Here is a 15,221-nt window from a genome sequence, read left to right on the forward strand (position 1 = left end):
ACTGGCAACCCGCTTCCGGAACCTAATTATAAAATGTCCAGCTTACTCCAAATTTGAGCAGGTGGTCCTGTTGCGGATAGCGGTTTACAGTATAGTAACCCTTGCTTGACAGGCCCTGGTTGGCATAATCATACATCAGGAATAAATTGGTGCGCTGCAGGGTAGCCTTAAAATAAACGCCCGCTATCGGGTACGATGAGAAGGTGACATTCGGCCCGTTGTAAAACTGCCCTAAACCCACCGCATATGACGGAGCCACATATTCGGTATTGTACCGTACATTAATACCTATGCTTGATTGTAAAACGTTAAACAGGGTGCTGGTAAAGTACAAATTGCTGTACGTATAAATTTCGGGGGTGCGCAGGGTTGACTGGTAGTCTGTTTTCTGATATACCACATAATTATCAAAATGCAACCTGCGCCACTTTAAATTTTTACCGATACTTATTTTAAGTAAGTTAATATCATTCCCCAGCTGTGCCGGATGGGCATCATTGCCACCGGGCTGCGCGGTAAAATACAGGTAATTGGCAATTAAGAAATATTCTGCCTTGATATCCAACTGCAGCGGATTGTTGATATAGTTGAATGATAAACTGGTGGTTTTTTGATTACTAAAGTCGTTATGAAAAATGTAATGATTGGATACCCAGTTAGTGTATACCATAGGGGGCGAGCTGTTTTGAGAGTAGGCCTCTAAAATGATCTTGCCTACCCGGTTGCCCCCGGCAAGTATAAGTTTGGCATCATATAAATAATTGCCAAAATTACGGCCCTGTGCTATCTGCCTAAAGTCGGCATCAAGGCCAATACGGTCGCTAAAGCGATAGCTTAACTTTGCTTTAAGCGTAATATCCTGAAAGGTTGAGCTTTGTACCCTGGCCTGGTGTATAAATTTGGCGCCATATTGATTTAAAGCAGTATCGCTTACAAACTGGGTATAGTGCCAAAAATCGTGCGCCAGGCCAAGGTCGAGTTTAAGTTCGTTTTTTACAAACTTTACCGATTTGCTTCTCAAATAAAAACTATAGGAAAACTCGTTTTGAATATGAGTATACACCAAAGAATCACGCGACCGCCTGTCGCTGTAATAATAATCAGGGAACACGTTGTAAGTATCCTGATCACTTTGTATGTAATTATACCGCCCGTTTTGTACGTAAAAAGTATGGGCTACCCGTTGGGTGGGCAAAACTTTTGAATTATCTTTCCCCTTATTTAAGCTGTCAATGCGGCCCAGATAGTAAAATTGTTTAATATAAATACTCTTATTGTTCCAGTTCTCGTAGCTGTTGGGGAGGCGTACCGGAGCCGAATTTTTAAAAAAAGGCTGGTTACTTGGGTCTGTAAAAATATCATCCTTTAGTATGGAACCTGTTTCGGGAGCCTTCAGGTTGTTAAATATAGCATTGCCCAACAGGTTATACCGTTTGCTTTTTGATTCGTACCAGGTAAATATTGCTGCATTGAGGCCGCTGGCATTTTGGCCAAGCACGTTGCTGTAACTGTAAAACCCTCTTGAACCATTAAAATTTAAATTAAACCCTACGTTCCAATTAGGCTTTACGTTTTGGGTATGAATTATTTTAAACAACTGCTCGGCCGAGCTCCCAAAACCATTAAAGAGCGAGAGTAAACTATAAGGCACCCTTGTGTTATAGTATTTAATATCCTGCGGCCTTATTTCGTAAATGTCAAGCGCGTGCAGGCCAACGTCAAAACCTATTGTTTTAACAGGCTCAAACAGCAGGCTCCTTTGGGCAAGGCCGGTATTGCCCAGGTGTATACGCGGGTTGCGCGGATCAAGCAGGGGGCTGTAGTTTTCAAAATTGGTAATACCGGTATCAATTGCAAATGTTTGAGTGCTGTCATTGAGCAGGCTCTCATTGGTAACGCGTATAAACTTTGAATTATAAACTACGGAGTCCTTCTTATTATCTTCTTTTTTACGCAAGCTGTCAAGCATCTCATCATCGCTGATCTGCCTGGTGGGCTGTTTAATGGTATCGCGGGTTGGTAGCGGCCGGGTGCGGTTTGGCTGGCCATATTGCGCAAAAACATGCTGTGCCGACAGGCACACCAGCAACAGTAAAATATATTTTAGCTTTATGCGCATTAACTACCGGCTATCAGTTCTTTTAGTATCAATGTAAGTTTGGGTTCTGCCTCTTCGGCAACCTTTATTATTTCTTCAAGCGATACCGGCTCCAGTACTTCCGTAAACCCTTCATCAGTTAATACCGATATGGCAAATACAGGCAGCGCCATGTGGTTTGCAACAATAACTTCAGGTACGGTGCTCATGCCAACGGCATCGCCGCCAATAATCCTTAAATAATTGTATTCGGCTTTGGTTTCAAGGTTGGGGCCGGTTACAGCTACATAAACTCCTTTATGGCAGGTAATATTGTTTGCTTTTGCTATTGTTAGCGCTTTATCAATAAGGCTGCGCTGATAAGGCTGGCTCATGTCAGGAAAGCGCGGACCAAGCTCGGCGTCATTACGGCCAACAAGCGGGTTTTGCGGTTGCAGGTTTATATGATCGGCAATAACCATCAGGTCGCCTTTCTTAAAATCAGGATTAAGTGAGCCGCTGGCATTTGACACAAACAGGGTTTTAACGCCCAGGTATTTGAGCACCCTCACCGGAAACGTGATCTGCTGCATGTTATAACCCTCATAATAATGCAGGCGGCCCTGCATAGCCACCACCTTTATACCGGCCAGTGTGCCAAAGATTAATTTACCGGAATGGAACTCTAAGGTGGATATTGGAAAATCAGGGATATTGGAGTACATCAGCTGCTTTTCAACTTCAATTTCCTTTACCAAGCCACCAAGCCCGGTGCCTAAAATTATACCTGCTTCGGGTTCAAAATCGCCTATACGGCTTTTAATATACCTAACGGTGCTTTCAATATTTTCTAACATATGTATGTACTAATTCGTCAAATTGCTGTTGCGTATCGTTTATAAAGTTTATCCCTATCGGCAGCACCAAAAAAGGCAGTTTATTTACCAGCGGCAACAATTCCTGTTCCCCTAAACGCTGTGCATCCTTTTCTGTTGTGATGATCAGTTTTTTTTGTGAAGTACAGCCTAAAAAATCATCGGCAAGTTTACTGATATTTTTTAAGCTAAACCGGTGATGATCGGGATAATTATGATGGATAATGTGCCGCGTTTGCTTTTTCAGGTGTGATAATAAGGGCACCGGATTGGCTATGCCGGTTAATACAAATACTGTGGTATCCGCGTCAATAGTATCATCGGCGGGTGTGCCTGCTATGTGATACAGGGGCAGATAGCTTATTGAGGTAAAAAATAATTGCTGGTGCGGGTAAGGTTTTATCCGTTCAATAATATGGTTTTGTTCGTCCTGTGTCAACGCTGACGGGCATTTGCTGATCACAATAACATCGGCACGTTTACGGCCGGCAAAGGGCTCGCGCAAATTACCCGCAGGTAATAATAAACGGGGTTGGCGCATACGGCTATGATCGAACAGCAAAATGCTGAAACCCGGTTTTACCGCCCGGTGCTGGTAGGCATCATCAAGAATAATAACATCATGATCGTTCTTTAGTCGCTCAACACCCTCAACTCTCTTTTCGCAAACGGCCACATCAATACCCGAAAATTTATGCTTGAATTGTGCAGGTTCATCGCCAATGTCTGATGCTTTGCTTTCGGCAGATGCCATCACAAAACCTTTGGTAGTACGTCCATATCCGCGGCTGAGCGTTGCCAGTCTGTAATTGTCTTTAAACAGGCGGATCAGGTATTCGGTCATCGGGCTTTTGCCGGCTCCGCCCACATCCAGGTTGCCAACAGCTACCACCGGCAACTCAAATTTGCGGCTTTTAAATATGCCTGCGTTATAGCACCAGTTGCGGATAACCACCACCAGGCCATACAGCAGCGAAAACGGAAACAAAAGCCAGCGCAGGTATATCATATATGTTAAATACAAACTTAGGGGATTTTTGAGATGAAATGGTATTGGTTTTAACAAACCTTAGCTGAATGTGGCTAATATCTGTTTTGAAGCTTTGGAAAAAAACTATTTTTCATCCCGGCGATAGTGAAGCGTCTTCTCAAATAAAAAAACCGGCGCTTGGCAGGGCTAAGAAGATCCTTTGTTCCTGAGCACGACAAACTTTTTAATATTTTAAGCTCATTTTTATAACTTAGTATTTCAACCACTCCTTCAATGAAACTCAGGCTCCTATTCCTTTTTTTATTTATTACCCCGGTAGTTTTTGCACAAACTGATAACAGGCTTACCCGGCAATTGCAGGATGCCATCAGGGGCTTTCATGGTCAGGCGGGCATTTATGTGCATAACCTTAAAACAGGTAAAACCGCTGCTATAAATGCTGATACACTGTTCCCTACCGCCAGCATGATCAAAGTGAGCATACAATGCGGCCTGATGGATAAGATTGAAAAAGGCGAGATGCAATACAACCAAAAACTGGTTTACCGCGATTCGTTATTGTACCCGGGCGAAGATATACTGGGTTCGTTTAAAGATAAGGATACCATACAGCTGAGCAAGGTTGCCATGCTGATGATCACCATGAGCGACAATACAGCAAGCACCTGGCTGCAAAAGCTGGTAGGCGGCGATTATATTAATAACTGGCTGCAGCAAAATGGCTTTAAGGTAATGCGGGTAAACTCGCGTGTGCCCGGGCGCGAGGCCATACGTAAAGTTTACGGTTGGGGAGTGAGCACGCCGTTTGAAATGTGCCGCCTGTTCACAATGATCAGGCAGGGTAAGGCGATTAGCGCTGCGGCCAGCGAACGTATGTACCGCAATATGATGCGAATATATTGGGACGATAAGGCATTGTCGCAAATTCCGCCATATGTACAGGCGATATCCAAACAAGGGGCCCTTGACGAATCGAAATCAGAAACGGTACTGGTGAACGCCCCGCATGGCGATTATGTGTTCTCGATCATCACCAATCATAATGCCGACCAGCGCTGGCTGCCTGATAATGAAGCCGGTTTGCTGATAAAAAAGGTATCGGCCCTGTTGTGGCACTATTTTGAACCGGGCAGCGATTGGGAACCCGCCGAAGGGATTGACAAATACATGAAGAACGAATAAAGTAAAAACTTCGACAAACGTCATTTAAACCGCCCTTACAGCCATACGCTACTGTGAAAGCTCCCTCTAAATCTCAATGGTAAACCAAGCATTTTAAAGCCCTCTCCTTTGGAGAGGGTTGGGTGAGGCATCTCTTCCAAAAAAACGAATAAAACCTCCTTTACAACCCTACGCTGTGGCGAAAGCCCCCCTCTAAACCTCAACGGTAAACCGAGCATTTTTAAAGCCCTCTCCTTTGGAGAGGGTTGGGTGAGGCATTTTCAATTTGACAAACCGGCAAAAGCCTTGCTATAATTGGAAATTATATCTTTGTGTTTAATTTACACTTATAAACTACTGCCAGTTATATGAAAAAAACGCTTACTTTATTAGTATTGATCCTGTTTGCTGTTGTTGTAAAGGGGCAAACCCTTGCTACCTTATCAGGTACGGTAACCGACGATAAAACCCAGCCCATACCGGGTGCTTCGGTTTACCTGCTCAATACCAATTATCACGCAATTGCGGATAAAAGCGGAAAGTTTTTATTCAGAGGACTGAGCGCAGGCAACTACACCATACATATCAGCGCCGTTGGTTACGCGGCTAAAAGCCAGGAGATAACAGTTGGCAGTAATGGCCAGTTGTTGAGCATACAATTAAAGGATGCGGGCAACCAGCTGGATGAAGTAACCGTAACCGCTCAAAAATATGAGGAGGATGCCCAGCGGGTACCGTCCAGTATCTCAACGCTATCGGCAAAGCAGGTGCGCGATTACCGGTTATCGGATTTGAAAGACCTTACCGCTATAGCACCCAATCTAAACTCGGCCGGACCGGGTGATAACCGTACGGTAAGCGGTATAAGGGGTATTGTAACAACGTCATATGACCCGGCTGTGGCCACTTATGTTGACGGCGTGAACCAATACGGACTTGACACTTATATACCCCAGTTGCTTGATGTAGAAAGGATTGAGGTTTTAAGAGGGCCGCAGGGCACACTGTATGGCCGCAATGCCACCGGCGGGGTTATCAATATCATCACCAAACAACCCACCAACACGGTAAGCGGTTTTGCAGGTCTTGATTTTGGTAACTACGGACAGCAGCGCTACAGTCTGGGCCTGCGCACGCCCTTGATAAAAGACAGACTGTTTTTAGGCGTTGCGGGCATTTACTCTGCCTTTAATGGTTTTTATACCAACACATTTAATAACAGTCATTTTGATAAACAACACTTTTTTTTAGGTAATTACTACCTCAAATTTTTAGCTACTTCAAAACTGGCGCTTACCCTTAATGTTAAAAATTATAACAACCGCAATAATGGCGCGTTTGCGCTGGCGGGCTCGCCCGACGAGGCGTTGACTAACCCATACAAGGTAGATCAGAACGCGACTACCACCATGATTGATAATACGTTTAATACCTCGCTGGCCCTTAACTATGCCGGCAGCGATTTTAACTTTACTTCTCAATCGTCATACCAGGTAAATAACAGGTATTATACCACACCTATAGATGGTGATTTTTCGCCTATTGACGGGGTTTCCATAGTAAATAATTATGGCGGCAACTGGAATAAGGTAAAAACCGGTATACAGGAGTTTAGGTTTACTTCACCGGCATCGTCAACCTCGGCCCTCAAGTGGACCGCCGGTACTTACGGTTTTTATCATTATGCCCCAAATAGGGTAGGTACGCATTTTGGCGCCGATGCCGCGGCTGTAGGTTCGCCAATGACCGATTTTACAAGCATTAACACTAATACCGACAGAAATTTTGGCCTTGCTGTGTATGGGCAGCTTACTTATGCCATTAACGAGGAATGGGATGTTACGGCGGGCTTACGATATGATTATGAGCACAAAAAAGAGAGTGTTAAAGGCGAGTTTCAGCCCGACGGTCAGGATGCCATAGTTACACAGGGTGATACCTCATCAAAAGCCAACTTTAAAGCTTTTTCGCCAAAATTGAGTATTGCTTATCATTTATCGGCCAATAATAACTTATATGCAAGTTACAGTCGCGGGTTTAGGGCGGGCGGTATTACGGAATTATCATCTGACCCATCACAACCGCCATTGTACACTTTTAAACCCGAGTACAGCAACAATTATGAGATCGGTTCAAAAAACAGTTTCCTGGATAACAAGCTGCGGGTAAATGTAGCCGTGTTTTACACCCGTGTTACTGATGCGCAGGTGCCTACGCTGATACTGCCCGATGCTATTACCGTTACCAAAAATGCGGGGAAATTAAACAGTAAAGGCGCCGAGCTTGAACTGAGCGCTACGCCGGTAAAGGGTTTATTGTTTGATTATAATTTTGGTTATACCCACGCCCGCTATACCAGCCTGGCTGTAGGCAATAATGGCGAAGTAGTCGACCTGAAAGGGAACAAGCAGATTTATACGCCCGATGTAACCAGCATGCTGGCCGCGCAATATGCTTATGAGCTTAGCGGCCCGCAGCGCGTAAAGCTGGTAGCTCGTGGCGAATGGCGCTATCTGGGTAACCAATATTTTGACCTTGCCAACAAAATTGAGCAAAAGGCCTATAGCAAATTTAACGCAAGGATAGGCGTTGATACCAAAAGCTTCAGCCTGTTTTTTTGGGAAAGCAATATTGGCAACAAAAAATATATTGATTACGCCTACGATTTTGGCGCGTCGCACTTAGGCAACCCGCGCACTTATGGGGTATCATTAAGCACCAATTTTTAAATTGAAACCGCAAATAAGCAAAGGTGTTTTGCAATAAATTTGCGTATTTTTGTATACATAACAGCCCGGTGTTCCTCATAATGGAGCACCGGGCTGTTATGTTTAATAGCGTGAAATAACTCAAATAAAATCTGTTTTGCTTCTTTTAGTTGTAAAACAGCTTATTAAAGTTTTAAAAACTATCAGAAAAGAGGCTGTAAAGTGTTAAAATTTATGTTCTTTGAAAGTTTAAAACGCTGTTTCAACCATTTTTGAGTCATTTTATAGCCAATTATTGTTAAAATAAAGCTTTAAAAAGTCTTGGTTCAAAAATCGGTCAGAACGAGGGGTTTTAAAAGATCAGTTGATCAGCTCTTCATTTTTTTTAACAAAGCTTCCACAACTTTTGGGAAGTGGTGGTGCTCCAGCTGCTGGCCCTTAAATTTTATCATCTCCAGGTTATCCCCGGGCTCTATCTTGAATTTAGATTGATGGATGATCTCGCCCTCGTCAAACTGTTCGTTCACAAAGTGTATGGTAATGCCGCTTTCTTCTTCCTTAGCATCAAGAATAGCTTTATGCACATGATCGCCATACATGCCTTTACCGCCGTATTTAGGCAGCAGGGCAGGGTGCAGGTTAATGATCTTATTGGGGAAAGCCTTTAATAATGAGGCAGGTACAAGCCATAAAAAGCCGGCTAATACAATGAGGTCAACCTGCAGGTTTTTGAGCAGCCTGATCACATCGTCTGTTTCAAAAAACTCGTGCCGGGTAAATATATGCGATGGTACCTCAAAGTTGTCGGCCCGTTGTAATACGTAAGCCTGTGGGTTGTTGGTCAAAATGAGTACTACTTCGGCGTCGGCATTGCGTTTAAAATGCTCCATTAACTTTTGTGCATTTGACCCTGAACCCGAAGCAAAAATGGCAATTCGTTTCTTCATTAAAATTAGTTGCTTTTCAAACGTGGTGATGGTAGCGGTAACAGTTTATTTATATTGGTTTGATGTATGTTCCCGGTAACTTTATAATAACAAACCCTTTTAATCATGACCCAAATATAAAAGTTTACTTATTGTGTTACTGCTTTTTGCTTGATAAATCCGTAACGGATTATTTTTCTTCTCTTGGTTGACGAATAGTTAGGTTGCACATCTCCGGTTTGCAGTACCAGGGAATACACGCCTAAAGTATATATCTGGGTGTTTTCAAAAGGTTTCACATTCTCCAATGTCCCTTTTCCGCCGGCTACGGTATCTTTGCAAACCATATCTGAAGCGAAAAACAGCCGGTTTGGCGTTAGTGTCCATGTACCGCTTGTGGTTTGATTTATGCAGGCAAAATTGGTATAAGTACAGGTGTTATCAGTATGAAAAACGAAAAACTGAGACAAATTACAGCTGTCATTTAGTGTATCAACCGAAATCTGGGCATCGCCTATATAATTGGTAACCTGAATAGTGGCCAGTTCCCAGGTCCCTGTTGTGAGCAAATGGGCAATATTGCTATTTGCATCCTTTTTGCACGAATTACTCAACAGGTTAATAATAACTAAACCTAAAATAAAAAGGAGCGGAAATTTAGCTTTCATTGAATATATGCAGGCAAAAATAAATATTCCCGGTTATTAGTTGGCAACCGCGATGTAATAATAACTCTTTTAAAATGAAATTATTTTACCAGGGTACAAGGTACCCCATACTCAAAAATTGGACGTAAAGTTTAACTTACTGCTCTTGAATTTTTACTTTTGGTTCTGAAATTTACCTGTCTGCTTATGCGTATCCCTTTTGAAGAACTGAAAGCTGAATTTAAACGGATATTAACCAAACTTGATTTTACCGCCGAAAAGGCAGAAAAATGCGCGACTATTTTTGCTGAAAACAGCCGCGACGGAGTATATACCCATGGATTAAACCGTTTCCCGGTTTTTGTAAAGCATATAACAGATGGCTTAGTGAAACCTGCGGCCGAGCCAACAAAGGAAGGTGGTTTTGGTGCAATTGAACAATGGGACGGTAACTTTGGCCCAGGTATGCTTAATGCCGGTTTTTGCATGGCCCGGGCTATTGAACTGGCAAAAAATAATGGCATAGGTTGCGTAGCTATTAAAAATACCAATCACTGGATGCGTGGCGGCACTTACGGGTGGCAAGCTGCCGAAGCGGGGTATATAGGTATTTGTTTTACTAATACTATTGCCAATTTACCACCCTGGGGCGGCCTCGACCCGCGTTTAGGCAACAATCCACTGGTTATTGCCGTGCCGCGTAAAAATGGGCACGTAGTGCTTGATATGGCCATATCACAATACGCGGTAGGCAAGTTAATACAGTATCAATCAAAAAATGAAGAACTTCCGCTGCCCGGCGGTTATGATAAAGATGGGAATTTAAGCACCGATGCTACGGCAATATTGCAATCACAGCGTCTGCTTCCTGTGGGTTTCTGGAAAGGATCGGGTTTATCATTAGTGCTTGACCTACTGGCCACTGTTTTAAGCGGCGGTAACTCTACAGCAAAGATTACCCAAAGCGGTAATGAGGCGGGCATATCGCAGGTGTTTATCGTTATTAAACCTAATGATGACGATCAAACCGCTGCATTGATTGAGGAGATTATCGCTTATACCAAAACAAGTAGCCCTGAGCATGAGGGTGTAACTATATCATATCCAGGCGAAAATACATTATTAACCAGGGAACGAAACCTTAGGGATGGTGTTTTGGTAGACGAAAAGATATGGAATACTGTATTGGGGTTATAGTAGGAGAGAGTATATTTATGTCTTCCTTACTGAATCATCATGCCTTCAAATTTTTCCCAGAAGCCGTCGTGCGGAACGGGAGCAATGATTTCAATGGGTTCGTTTTTTACCGGATGGATAAAAGTTAAACGACGTGCGTGCAGGCAAATGCTTTTACGCAGGCTGCCACGCGGATAACCATATTTATTATCGCCCACGATAGGTGTCCCAAGGGTTGACAGTTGCACCCTGATCTGGTGCGGACGGCCGGTAATTGGATCAACTTCAATTAAATAATAGCCGTTAAGCTCTGCAACCAATTTATAATGCAGTTCGGACCGTAAACTGCCCTGAACCTCGCGATCATGGGCCTTTGTTACATTTTTCTGTGAGTTTTTAACCAGCCAGTGAATTAAAGTGCCAGTCTCTGGATGTGGTCTTTTGCGTACAACGGCGTAATAGGTTTTATGCATATCGCGGCTTTTGAACATTTTGTTGATCCTGTCTAAAGCCTTGCTGGTTTTGGCAAACAAAATAACACCGCTTACCGGCCTGTCCAAACGGTGTACAACGCCCAAAAAAGCGCCATTGGGTTTATTGTATTTTTTTGCAATGTATTTTTTTACCTTCTCATCCAATGATTCGTCGCCGGTTTCATCTACCTGTACAATGTCACCGGCACGTTTATTTACGGCAATAAGATGGTTATCCTCGTAAAGGATATCCTTATCGGTAATATCATAACTGGTATAATTAAATTCAGGCCTGGCCATTGTTATATTTATTGCGGAAAAACTATCACATTTAGTAAAAAATGGTCGGATTTAGTATTGTTCCTGTTCGTTCGGGAAGCTGTTTGATTTTATATCCCCAATGTAATTTTTTATAGCCTCATTCATCTGCTCATATAAATTGGCATACTGACGCAAAAAACGGGGTTTAAAACCCTTGTTAATACCCAGCATATCATGTATCACCAATACTTGTCCGTCGCAATACTGGCCGGCGCCTATGCCTATTATAGGTATCTGTACGCTCTCAGTAACCTCTTTAGCCAGTTTGGCTGGTATTTTTTCAACCACAATGGCAAAACAGCCCAGTTCCTGCAGCTTAATTGCATCTTCTCTTAATTTTTGCGCTTCGGCATCATGTTTAGCGCGTACGGTGTAAGTGCCAAATTTATAAATAGACTGGGGTGTTAATCCTAAATGGCCCATTACAGGAATACCGGCGGTGAGTATACGGCTTACTGATTCAGCAATTTCAACCCCGCCTTCCATTTTAACGCCGTGTGCCCCTGATTCTTTCATGATGCGGATAGCAGAGTTCAATGCCTCTTTTGAGTTACCCTGATAGGATCCGAAAGGAAGATCGACCACTACCAAAGCCCGTTTGGCTGCGCGTACTACCGATGATGCATGGTATATCATCTGGTCGAGCGTGATTGGGAGTGTGGTTTCATGACCGGCCATTACGTTTGAGGCCGAATCACCCACCAGGATAATATCCATCCCTGAATCGTCTACAATGGTTGCCATTGAGTAGTCATAGGCAGTAAGCATGGCTATTTTCTCGCCACGGTTTTTCATTTCCTGCACAGTATGCGTAGTGATCCTTTTAACTTCTTTATTTACAGACATGATAAATATTTAAGTCCTTTAGCATTAGACATGCAAAGGTATGGCAAATTATTTCGGTTTTTTGATGTTCGCTTTCGGATTTTTTATATACGGATTTCGATGATAAGGTAGTACAGGTGAAGGCCGCCGGAACGGCCAAAAGCTATTCCAAGGGTCAAATTCAAAAAAACCTAAATCGTAATTTCAATTTCCGAAATAAAACCGTAATTTTGCGGCGTGAATCAAGAAGTTCCTTACTTCAATATTTCAATCAGTTTTCACGGGGCTTTGAACCAGGCGATCCGATTTAATAATCCATTAATTTTTTTTAATAAATGACCTACTTCACCAAACTACCGGCTGTGCTGCTACTCGACGATGGAACCGTGTTTCATGGTAAAGCTGCGGGAAAAATTGGTACTACTACCGGCGAGATCTGCTTTAATACAGGGATGACCGGGTACCAGGAGATATTTACAGATCCATCATATTTTGGACAAATAATGGTTGCCACTAATGCCCATATAGGCAATTACGGCATCGCTAATGCTGAAGTTGAATCAGGTAATATTCAAATTGCCGGCCTTGTTTGTAAAAATTACAACATTGCTTATAGCCGCAAACAGGCCGATGAGTCAATACAGGATTATTTTCAATCGCAAAACCTGGTAGGTATATCTGATGTAGATACCCGCGAGCTTGTTCGTCACATTCGCGATAAAGGAGCCATGAACGCAATCATATCATCAGAAATACTGGATATTGATGCGTTAAAAGCTAAATTGGCTGAGGTTCCTTCCATGGATGGGCTGGAACTATCATCAAAAGTTTCAACTACAGAAACTTATACTTTTGGTGATGAAAATGCTGCTTACCGTGTAGCCGTGCTTGATCTTGGTGTTAAGAAAAACATCCTGCGTAATTTTGATGACAGAGATGTTTACGCTAAAGTGTTCCCGGCAAAAACCTCATTTGAAGAAATGGAAAAGGATTTTGCACCAACAGGCTACTTTATTTCAAACGGTCCCGGCGATCCTGCAGCTATGCCATATGCTATTGATACAGTTAAATCAATTTTGGCTGCGGATAAACCGATGTTTGGTATATGCTTAGGCCACCAGTTACTGGCTTTAGCCAATGACATACCAACCAAAAAGATGTTTAACGGTCACCGCGGATTGAACCACCCGGTTAAAAATATTATCATCAATCACTGCGAGGTAACTTCTCAAAACCACGGTTTTGGTGTAGTGCCTGAGGCGGTAAGGGCTTCTGAAAAAGTAGAGATTACCCACGTAAACCTCAATGATCAATCAATAGAAGGTATCCGTGTAAAAGATAAAAAAGCATTCTCGGTACAATATCACCCTGAATCATCACCAGGCCCGCATGACTCAAGATACCTGTTTGATGACTTTATTAAACTGATGTCGTAAGTTTGCTGATATAAATATTAAAAGCCTTTCAAGTTTAAAACCTGAAAGGCTTTTTTGTTACGCTAAACTTCGATAACTTTCCTTAAACTTTACAAATGTTATGCCTACTCAGTTTTTATTACAAGGTACAGCTAAGTGGAGCTATGATCATGAGTTGGCCGAAATATCATCAAGCCGAAAAATACTTGCGGGAATGGTATCCGGGGTGCAAGCGCTGCAACATCATCAAGGTAATATAGCTTTAAGTACCACGACCCTGATCATTGAAGGAATAAATGATGATGAGGACCTGATCATACCCCTTAGTAATATGAAGCAGCTGTATATTGGTTTTGATGACCTTTTCCCGGTTACGGCTGTAAAAAGCCTGGGTATACTTTGGCAGCCTTTAAGAATAGAATATTATGTAACTGCATTTGAAACTAAGCGTATCTATCTTATCATTGATTTTAACGGGGTATACACCCATGATAAAGAGTGGTTCAATACCTTAACTGAAATGTTATCTTGATAAGTAGCTGTATATAAGCTTTTTTTATTTTTATTTGGATTTATTCTAAATAAGGTATTACTTTGCTCTTGTTCAATCGATAAGGTTTGTTCAAAGCTCGGTATCATGAAAAAAATCCCCGGTCTTATAGTATTGCTTATTGCTTCACAGGCAACATTAACAAAAGCTCAAAGTAAACTGGAGCAGGACAGGGCAGCTATACTGGCGCTTGGCGGTTTTTATAAGGTAACATTTGATTATGCCGAAACTTTTTCGCCTGATACGTCTTACCGTAATCATCCCCAATATCACAATTATGGATACGAATGGGCGGTTGTTGAACAGGAAACCCCAGGGAAAATAGTAATTCAGCACATACTGGTAACCGGCGATAGCTCGGTAATTAAGCACTGGCGTGAGGACTGGGTATATGAAGAACAAAACATATTAACCTTTGATAAAAACAATACCTGGAAAAAAACAAAACTTACCCCAGCCGAAACCAAAGGACGCTGGGTGCAAAAGGTTTTCCAGGTTGATGATAGTCCGCGATATGAGAGTATTGGTACCTGGGTGCATGTTGATGCCCGTCATCAATGGCAAAGTGAGTGCGACTCACCGCTGCCTCGCCGGGAATTTACCAAACGGAGCGATTACAATGTGCTGCGCCGGGGCAACCGGGTATATTTAACCGCTAATGGCTGGATGTATGAGCAGGATAACCAAAAGATTATCAGGACTGCGGACGGTGATAAGTTGCTGACCAGAGAGAAAGGCTACGAAGAATTTACGCGTGCCGATGAAGCTAAATTCGCTTTTGCCAAAAACTGGTGGAAACAACAGCAATCTTATTGGACAGCCGTTCGGCAGGTATGGGACCAGGTATATGCTGCCCCGGGCACACTGCAATTAAAAGGAAAAGTAGATGGTAAGCTGTTGTTTGAGCGGCTATTTGAAATGGCTGATCAATCGATAAAAGAAAAGTGGGATGCGGAAAAAAGCAAAGCCGCAACCCGCAAAGTAATAACCAGTTACCTGGAAAAAACGGTTTAAAATATAAAGTCCTGCCCATGAGCAAACGCCGCGCGCAATGGCTTTGCCGCCGGGCAGGCACA

13 protein-coding genes are annotated in these 15,221 nt (G+C 42.8%); 6 read left to right on the plus strand and 7 right to left on the minus strand.

Features of this window, described 5'->3' with window-relative positions; genetic code table 11:
* Window positions 1–22: 22 nt before the first annotated feature.
* From J2W55_RS12260 to lpxK, 3 genes are read right to left on the minus strand one after another with little or no spacing between them, the layout of a single operon-like run.
* Entirely contained in the window at window positions 23–2,119 is a 2,097-nt protein-coding gene (locus J2W55_RS12260; protein WP_310096062.1) for a putative porin, read from the minus strand.
* Window positions 2,119–2,934 carry a purine-nucleoside phosphorylase gene (locus J2W55_RS12265; protein WP_310096064.1) on the minus strand — a complete coding sequence of 272 codons (816 nt, stop codon included), beginning with the start codon at window positions 2,932–2,934 and terminating at the stop codon, window positions 2,119–2,121. Before J2W55_RS12265 ends, J2W55_RS12260 begins: the two co-directional genes overlap by 1 nt.
* A complete protein-coding gene (lpxK, locus tag J2W55_RS12270) occupies window positions 2,918–3,961 on the minus strand; it encodes a tetraacyldisaccharide 4'-kinase (RefSeq protein WP_310096066.1) in 1,044 nt (347 codons plus the stop codon). Before lpxK ends, J2W55_RS12265 begins: the two co-directional genes overlap by 17 nt.
* A gap of 255 nt (window positions 3,962–4,216) precedes the next feature.
* Here lpxK and J2W55_RS12275 point away from each other — a divergent pair, with 255 nt between their 5' ends.
* The gene (locus J2W55_RS12275) at window positions 4,217–5,125 is read left to right on the plus strand and encodes a serine hydrolase (RefSeq protein ID WP_310096068.1); all 909 of its coding nucleotides are present in this window, start codon (window positions 4,217–4,219) and stop codon (window positions 5,123–5,125) included.
* Between the two features lie 347 nt (window positions 5,126–5,472).
* Window positions 5,473–7,833: a TonB-dependent receptor gene (locus J2W55_RS12280; RefSeq protein ID WP_310096069.1), complete on the plus strand. Its 2,361-nt coding sequence runs from the start codon at window positions 5,473–5,475 to the stop codon at window positions 7,831–7,833.
* 347 nt (window positions 7,834–8,180) lie between these two features.
* Here J2W55_RS12280 and purN read toward each other — a convergent pair whose 3' ends face one another.
* Together purN and J2W55_RS12290 are read right to left on the minus strand one after the other, a co-directional pair.
* The gene (purN, locus tag J2W55_RS12285) at window positions 8,181–8,759 is read right to left on the minus strand and encodes a phosphoribosylglycinamide formyltransferase (RefSeq protein ID WP_310096071.1); all 579 of its coding nucleotides are present in this window, start codon (window positions 8,757–8,759) and stop codon (window positions 8,181–8,183) included.
* Between the two features lie 128 nt (window positions 8,760–8,887).
* Window positions 8,888–9,406 (minus strand): hypothetical protein, encoded by a 519-nt coding sequence (locus J2W55_RS12290; protein WP_310096073.1) that lies wholly within the window; start codon window positions 9,404–9,406, stop codon window positions 8,888–8,890.
* Between the two features lie 186 nt (window positions 9,407–9,592).
* Between J2W55_RS12290 and yiaK the strand changes: the two genes are divergently transcribed.
* On the plus strand, window positions 9,593–10,582 hold the full coding sequence (yiaK, locus tag J2W55_RS12295; RefSeq protein WP_310096075.1) for a 3-dehydro-L-gulonate 2-dehydrogenase: 990 nt from the start codon (window positions 9,593–9,595) through the stop codon (window positions 10,580–10,582).
* A 26-nt stretch (window positions 10,583–10,608) separates the two neighbouring features.
* Here yiaK and J2W55_RS12300 read toward each other — a convergent pair whose 3' ends face one another.
* On the minus strand, window positions 10,609–11,334 hold the full coding sequence (locus J2W55_RS12300; protein ID WP_310096077.1) for an RluA family pseudouridine synthase: 726 nt from the start codon (window positions 11,332–11,334) through the stop codon (window positions 10,609–10,611).
* Between the two features lie 51 nt (window positions 11,335–11,385).
* A complete protein-coding gene (panB, locus tag J2W55_RS12305; protein ID WP_310096079.1) occupies window positions 11,386–12,201 on the minus strand; it encodes a 3-methyl-2-oxobutanoate hydroxymethyltransferase in 816 nt (271 codons plus the stop codon).
* 314 nt (window positions 12,202–12,515) lie between these two features.
* Between panB and carA the strand changes: the two genes are divergently transcribed.
* The 3 genes from carA to J2W55_RS12320 all read left to right on the plus strand — a co-directional run bounded on the left by carA (window position 12,516) and on the right by J2W55_RS12320 (window position 15,159).
* Entirely contained in the window at window positions 12,516–13,616 is a 1,101-nt protein-coding gene (gene carA / locus J2W55_RS12310; RefSeq protein WP_310096081.1) for a glutamine-hydrolyzing carbamoyl-phosphate synthase small subunit, read from the plus strand.
* A gap of 100 nt (window positions 13,617–13,716) precedes the next feature.
* Window positions 13,717–14,127 (plus strand): hypothetical protein, encoded by a 411-nt coding sequence (locus J2W55_RS12315; RefSeq protein ID WP_310096083.1) that lies wholly within the window; start codon window positions 13,717–13,719, stop codon window positions 14,125–14,127.
* 105 nt (window positions 14,128–14,232) lie between these two features.
* Window positions 14,233–15,159 (plus strand): DUF6607 family protein, encoded by a 927-nt coding sequence (locus tag J2W55_RS12320; RefSeq protein WP_310096085.1) that lies wholly within the window; start codon window positions 14,233–14,235, stop codon window positions 15,157–15,159.
* Window positions 15,160–15,221 lie beyond the last annotated feature (62 nt).

The sequence above is a fragment of the Mucilaginibacter pocheonensis genome, assembly GCF_031456535.1.
GTDB classification, from domain to species: Bacteria; Bacteroidota; Bacteroidia; order Sphingobacteriales; family Sphingobacteriaceae; genus Mucilaginibacter; species Mucilaginibacter pocheonensis.